At 73.3% G+C, this 5,974-nt stretch carries 8 protein-coding genes; all 8 read left to right on the forward strand.

Annotation, left to right across the window (positions count from 1 at the left end; all coding sequences use genetic code 11):
- Window positions 1–247 (forward strand): hydrogenase maturation protease (locus VFM98_RS12205; protein WP_325110194.1); only part of this gene is annotated, 247 nt, incomplete at its 5' end.
- 1 nt (window position 248) lies between these two features.
- Window positions 249–506 carry a HypC/HybG/HupF family hydrogenase formation chaperone gene (locus VFM98_RS12210; protein WP_325110195.1) on the forward strand — a complete coding sequence of 86 codons (258 nt, stop codon included), beginning with the start codon at window positions 249–251 and terminating at the stop codon, window positions 504–506.
- Window positions 503–994 (forward strand): [NiFe]-hydrogenase assembly chaperone HybE, encoded by a 492-nt coding sequence (hybE, locus tag VFM98_RS12215; RefSeq protein WP_325110196.1) that lies wholly within the window; start codon window positions 503–505, stop codon window positions 992–994. Before VFM98_RS12210 ends, hybE begins: the two co-directional genes overlap by 4 nt.
- 108 nt (window positions 995–1,102) lie before the next feature.
- A complete protein-coding gene (hypA, locus tag VFM98_RS12220; protein ID WP_325110197.1) occupies window positions 1,103–1,435 on the forward strand; it encodes a hydrogenase maturation nickel metallochaperone HypA in 333 nt (110 codons plus the stop codon).
- 10 nt (window positions 1,436–1,445) lie between these two features.
- Window positions 1,446–2,300 (forward strand): hydrogenase nickel incorporation protein HypB, encoded by an 855-nt coding sequence (gene hypB / locus VFM98_RS12225; RefSeq protein WP_325110198.1) that lies wholly within the window; start codon window positions 1,446–1,448, stop codon window positions 2,298–2,300.
- Between the two features lie 9 nt (window positions 2,301–2,309).
- Complete coding sequence (gene hypF / locus VFM98_RS12230) at window positions 2,310–4,604, forward strand: carbamoyltransferase HypF (RefSeq protein WP_325110199.1); 2,295 nt, start codon at window positions 2,310–2,312, stop codon at window positions 4,602–4,604.
- A 2-nt stretch (window positions 4,605–4,606) separates the two neighbouring features.
- Window positions 4,607–4,825, forward strand: coding sequence for a HypC/HybG/HupF family hydrogenase formation chaperone (locus tag VFM98_RS12235; RefSeq protein WP_325110200.1), 219 nt, complete (start codon window positions 4,607–4,609; stop codon window positions 4,823–4,825).
- Complete coding sequence (gene hypD / locus VFM98_RS12240) at window positions 4,822–5,961, forward strand: hydrogenase formation protein HypD (RefSeq protein ID WP_325110201.1); 1,140 nt, start codon at window positions 4,822–4,824, stop codon at window positions 5,959–5,961. Before VFM98_RS12235 ends, hypD begins: the two co-directional genes overlap by 4 nt.
- The last annotated feature ends 13 nt before the right edge of the window (window positions 5,962–5,974 follow it).

The raw sequence follows: 5,974 nt of genomic DNA on the forward strand, positions 1-5,974 counted from the left end.
GGGCGAGGCGGTGCCGAAGTTCTTCCGCCGCAAGCTTTCGCCGCACCAGATCGGCCTGCCCGACGTGCTGGCCAGCCTCGAACTGCTGGGGACCATGCCGGCCGACATCGTCGTGCACGGCGTCGAGCCGGCCTCGCTGGAGCTGGGACTCGCGATGACGGAGGCCGTGGCCGGGGCGGTGCCCCTGCTGGCGCAGCGGGCGGCGGCCGATCTGCAGGCGCGCGGCTTCGCGGTACGGGAGAAGTGACATGTGCCTCGCGGCCCCTTCGCGCGTGGTGGCGCTGGCGGAAGGCGAGGCCACCGTGGAGTGCTTCGGCCAGCGGCGCGAGGTGAGCCTGCTGCTGCTCGACGAGCCGGTGGCCGTCGGCGACTACCTGCTGGTGCAGGCGGGCGGCTTCGCCTTCGAGCGCATGGACGCGGCGGCCGGCGAGGCGGCCCTGGAAGCCATGCTCAAGTTGCTGGCGCAGGACGACGCGGTCTCGGCGCGGCGCTGGGGCAGCGCGTGAGGCCGGCAGCGGATCCCACGCGGGACGTGGAGGAGGTGTTCGGCCGCATCTGGCGCGAGCGCATGGCCGGCCTGCCGATCCTGAACCCGGCCCTCGCCGTGGAGGCGGTCGGGTTGCAACGCTGGAACGGCCATTGGCTGGGCCTGCTGGTCACGCCCTGGGCGATGAGCGTGCTGCTGCTGCCGGACGAGCCGGCGGCCTGGGTGAGCGTGCCGCCGCAGCAACGGCGCTTCGTGCACTTCCCCTTCGGCGCGCTCGCGTTCCTCGGCGGCGAGGAGCCGGGGCTGGGCGAGTACCAGACCTGTTCGCTGTTCTCCCCGATGGACGCCTTCGCCGACCGGGCCCAGGCGCGCGCGACGGCGCAAGCCTCGCTCGCCGCGCTGCTGGCGCCTGCGCCGGCCGAGCCGAAGCAGCCGCCGGAGCGCGCAGCCGCGCCGCCGCAAGGCGCGGTACCTTCGCGCCGCCGCTTCCTCGGACTCGGCGCCTGATGGTCGTCGCAACGTCGCCCCACCGACGCTTGATCTGGCGCAAGCCCTGCCGGAAAGCGCCTGCGTAGATTGGTCGCATGCGGCCGGGGCGGGGCTTCCATGCATGAAATGTCTCTTGCCGAAGGCGTGCTCGCGCTGATCGAGGACGCCCGGCGACGGCAGCCCTTCGCGCGCGTGCGGGCGGTGCAGCTGGAGATCGGGGCGCTGGCGGGGGTGGAGCCCGAGGCGATGCGCTTCTGCTTCGACGCCGTGACGCGCGGCACGGTGGCCGAGGGCGCGCGGCTGGAGATCCGCGGTGCGCCCGGGCAGGGCAGCTGCATGGGCTGCGGCGCGGTGGTGGAGATGCGCGAGCTGTACGGGGATTGCCCCCGCTGCGGCTCCGCGCAGGTGCAGGTGACCGGCGGGACGGAACTGCGAGTGAGCGAACTCGAAGTGGACTGAAGGAGCGACCATGTGCACGACATGCGGCTGCGGGCCGGGCGAGGTGGCGATCGAGGGCGCCGTGGCGGCGCCGCACGGGCCGGGGCAGCACGATCACGTGCACGCGCACGCACACGATCACCACCACGGCCACGAGCACCACCACGGGCACGAGCACGGCCACCATCACGCGCACGATCACGACCACCACGCCCACGCTCCCGGCACCAGCGCCAGCCGCATGGTGCAGATCGAGCAGGACATCCTGGCCAAGAACGACGCCTTCGCGGCCGAGAACCGCCGCTACTTCGCCGAGCTCGGCGTGTTCGCGCTGAACCTCGTCTCCAGCCCCGGCTCGGGCAAGACCACGCTCCTGTGCCGCACCATCGAAGCCCTGCGCGACCTGCCGGTCTCGGTGATCGAGGGCGACCAGCAGACCACCCACGACGCCGAGCGCATCCGCGCCACCGGCGCGCCGGCCGTGCAGGTCAACACCGGCAAGGGCTGCCACCTCGACGCCCACATGGTCGGCCACGCGCTGGAGCGGCTGCCGCTCGCCGCCGGCCAGCTGCTGATGATCGAGAACGTCGGCAACCTGGTGTGCCCGGCCGGCTTCGACCTCGGCGAGGCGCACAAGGTGGTGATCCTGTCCGTGACCGAAGGCGAGGACAAGCCGCTGAAGTACCCGCACATGTTCCGCGCGGCCGACCTCATGATCCTCAACAAGATCGACCTGCTGCCCTACCTGCAGTTCGACGTCGCGGCGGCCGTCGCCAACGCGCGCCGCGTGAACCCGGGCATCCGCGTGCTGCAGCTCTCGGCCACCACCGGCGAGGGCCTGGAGCCCTGGCTGGCCTTCCTGCGCCAGGGCGCACGCGCCGGCTGAGGCCCAGCGATGACCGCCGCCTGCCGCATTCACGTCACCGGAGTCGTGCAAGGCGTGGGCTTCCGGCCCTTCGTCTGGCGGCTCGCACAGGAACTGCACGTCGCCGGCTGGGTGCGCAACGACGCGGCCGGCGTGGAGATCGCGGCCGAAGGGCCGGCCGCGCAGGTGAGCGCGCTGCTCGAGCGCCTGCGCGCCGAGGCGCCCGCGCTGGCCCGCGTCGATTCGGTGCAGCGCGTCGATTCGGCGCCGCAGCGCTTCCGCGGCTTCGTGATCGCCGACAGCGCGGGCGGCAGCACCGCCACCGCCATCGGCCCCGACGTCGCGACCTGCCCCGAGTGCCTGGCCGAACTGTTCGACCCGCGCGGCCGCCGCTGGCGCCACGCCTTCATCACCTGCACCCATTGCGGGCCGCGCTACACGGTGACGCAGGCGCTGCCCTACGACCGCGGGCGCACCAGCCTGGCGCCGTTCCCGCTCTGTCCGGCCTGCGCCCGCGAGTACGGCGCGCCTTCGGACCGCCGCTTCCACGCCGAGACCACCTGCTGCCCGCAGTGCGGCCCGCGGCTGCGGTTGATCGACGACGAGGGGCCGGTGCCCGGCGACCCGATCGCGGCCACGCTCGAACTGCTGCGCGCCGGCCGCATCGTGGCGATCAAGAGCCTGGGCGGTTTCCACCTCGCCTGCGACGCGCGCAACGGCGAAGCGGTGGCCCGGCTGCGCCGGCGCAAGAACCGCGACGCCAAGCCCTTTGCCGTGATGGCGGCCAACGCCCAGAGCCTGGAAGGCATCGCGCAGGTGCCGTACCCGGCCCGCGAATGGCTGGAAAGCGCCGAGCGCCCGGTGGTGCTGCTGGATGCGATCGGCGAGGTCGACACCGTGCTGCCCGGCGTGGCGCCCGGCCTGCGCATGCTGGGGGCGATGCTGCCGGCCACGCCGATCCAGTTCCTGCTGTTCCACGAGGCGGCGTTGCGGCCGCCCGGAGTGGACTGGCTGCAGGCGCCGCAACGCCTGCTGCTGGTGATGACCAGCGCCAATCCCGGCGGCGAGCCGATCGTGCGCTCCAACGACGAAGCGCGCGAGCGCCTGGCGACGATCGCCGATGCCATCCTGGAGCACGACCGCGACATCGTCGCCCGCTGCGACGACAGCGTGCTGCGTCCGCAGGGCCGGTTGGGGCGCTTCGTGCGCCGCAGCCGCGGCTACGCGCCGGCCTCGTTGCGCCTGCCCGCCGCGGGGCCCTCCGTGATCTCCTTCGGCGCCCACCTGAAGAACGGCATCTGCGTCACGCGCGGCGACGAGGCCTTCCTCTCGCCCCACGTCGGCGACCTGGACAACGCCGCCACCTGCGAATTCCAGCAGGAGAGCGTGCAGCGCATGCTGCGCCTGCTGGAGGCGCGGCCCGACGTCGTCGCGCACGACCTGCATCCCGACGACCATGCGTCGCACGCCGCCCTCGCGTTCGCGGCGGAACACGGCCTGCGCACCCATGCCGTGCAGCACCACCATGCCCACATCGCGGCCACCTGCGCGGAGCACGGCTGGCGCGCCCCCGTGCTGGGGCTCGCGCTCGACGGCGTGGGCCTCGGCAACGACGGCACGGCCTGGGGCGGCGAACTGCTGGCGCTGCGCGGCGGCCGCTTCGAGCGCCTGGGCCACCTGCGGCCCCTGCCGCTGCCGGGAGGCGACCGCGCCGCCCGCCAGCCCTGGCGCATGGCCGCGGCGGTGCTGCACCTGCTCGGGAGGGGCCAGGAGATCGCGACGCGCTTCGCCGGCGAGTCCGCGGCCGCGTCGCTGTTCGAAATGCTGCTGCGTGGCGTGAACTGCCCACCGACCACCAGCATGGGGCGCGTGTTCGATGCCGCTGCCGGCCTGCTGGGCCTGTGCACGCACATGCAGTACGAGGCCGAGGCCGCCATGCGGCTGGAGCAGGCCGCCCGCGACCGGCCCTTCGCGCCCTTGTGGTGCGGCTGGCACGTCGACGACGACGGCGTGCTGGACCTGCTGCCCCTGCTGGCCTCGCTGGCGGACGAGCGCGACGCCCAGGCCGGGGCCACGCGCTTCCACGCCACGCTGGCCGCGGCGCTGGCCGACTGGGTGCGGCGCGCGGCGCAGGGCAGCGGCATCCGCACCGTCGCCTTCGGCGGCGGCTGCTTCCTCAATGCGCAGCTCTCGCTGCAACTGGCCGGGCGGCTGCAAGACGAGGGCCTGCGCGTGCTGCAGCCCGAGCGCCTGCCGCCGGGCGACGGCGGCCTCGCCGTGGGCCAGGCCTGGGTCGCCATGCAGGCGCTGGAAGGAGCGGCCTGAGGATGTGCCTGGCGCTGCCGGTCAAGGTGGTGGAGGTGGAGGGCGCCGGCGACTGGGCCACGGTGGACCTGGGCGGCGTGCGCAAGCGCATCTCGCTCGCGCTGCTCGATGGCGTGGAGGCGGGCGACTACGTGATCCTGCACGTGGGCTACGCGCTGACCAGACTCGATCCGGCGGAGGCCGAGCGGACCCTGGCCCTGTTCGCGCGGATGGAGCCGTGAAGTACATCGCGGAGTTCCGCGGCGGCGCGCTGGCGCGCACGCTGGCGCGCAGCATCGCCGCGGCGGTGCGGCCGGAGCGGCGCTACAGCTTCATGGAGTTCTGCGGCGGCCACACCCATGCGATCTCGCGCTACGGCCTGGCGGACCTGCTGCCGGCCAACGTGCGCATGGTGCACGGCCCCGGCTGCCCGGTGTGCGTGCTGCCGATCGGCCGCATCGACCTGGCGATCGCGCTGGCGCTGGAGCGCGGCGCGATGCTGTGCAGCTACGGCGACACCTTGCGCGTGCCCGCCTCCGGCGGCCTGTCGCTGCTGAAGGCCAAGGCGCGCGGCGCCGACGTGCGCATGGTCTATTCCACCCTCGACGCGCTGCAGCTCGCCCGCGAGCATCCGGAGCGCGAGGTGGTGTTCTTCGCCATCGGCTTCGAGACCACGACGCCGCCGACCGCACTGGCCATCCTGCAGGCGCAGGCGGAGGGCCTGGCGAACTTCAGCGTGCTGTGCTGCCACGTGCTCACGCCGGCGGCGATCAGCCACATCCTGGAGTCGCCCGAGGTGCGGCAGTGGGGCACGGTGCCGATCGACGGCTTCATCGGCCCGGCCCACGTCTCCACCGTGATCGGCAGCCGGCCCTACGAATTCTTCGCCGAGGAATACCGCAAGCCGGTGGTGATCGCCGGCTTCGAGCCGCTGGACGTGATGCAGGCGATCCGCATGCTGGTGCGGCAGGTGAACGAGGGCCGCTGCGAGGTGGAGAACGAGTTCGCGCGTGCCGTCACGCGCGAGGGCAACGTCAAGGCGCAGGACCGGGTGGCGCAGGTGTTCGAGCTGCGGCGCGAGTTCGAGTGGCGCGGCCTGTCCGTGGTGCCCTATTCGGCGCTGCGCATCCGCGGCGATTACGCGGCCTTCGACGCCGAGCGCCGCTTCGGCCTGCAGTACCGGTCGGTCCCCGACAACAAGGCCTGCGAATGCGGGGCGATCCTGCGCGGCGTGAAGCGCCCGCAGGACTGCAGGCTGTTCGGCACCGTGTGCACGCCCGACAACCCCGTGGGCTCCTGCATGGTCAGCAGCGAAGGCGCCTGCGCGGCGCACTACGGCTACGGCCGCTACAAGGACATGGCAACGAGCGATGGCTGAAGTGAAGCGCGGA

The sequence above is a fragment of the Ramlibacter sp. genome, assembly GCF_035706265.1.
Classification (GTDB): Bacteria; Pseudomonadota; Gammaproteobacteria; order Burkholderiales; family Burkholderiaceae_C; genus Ramlibacter.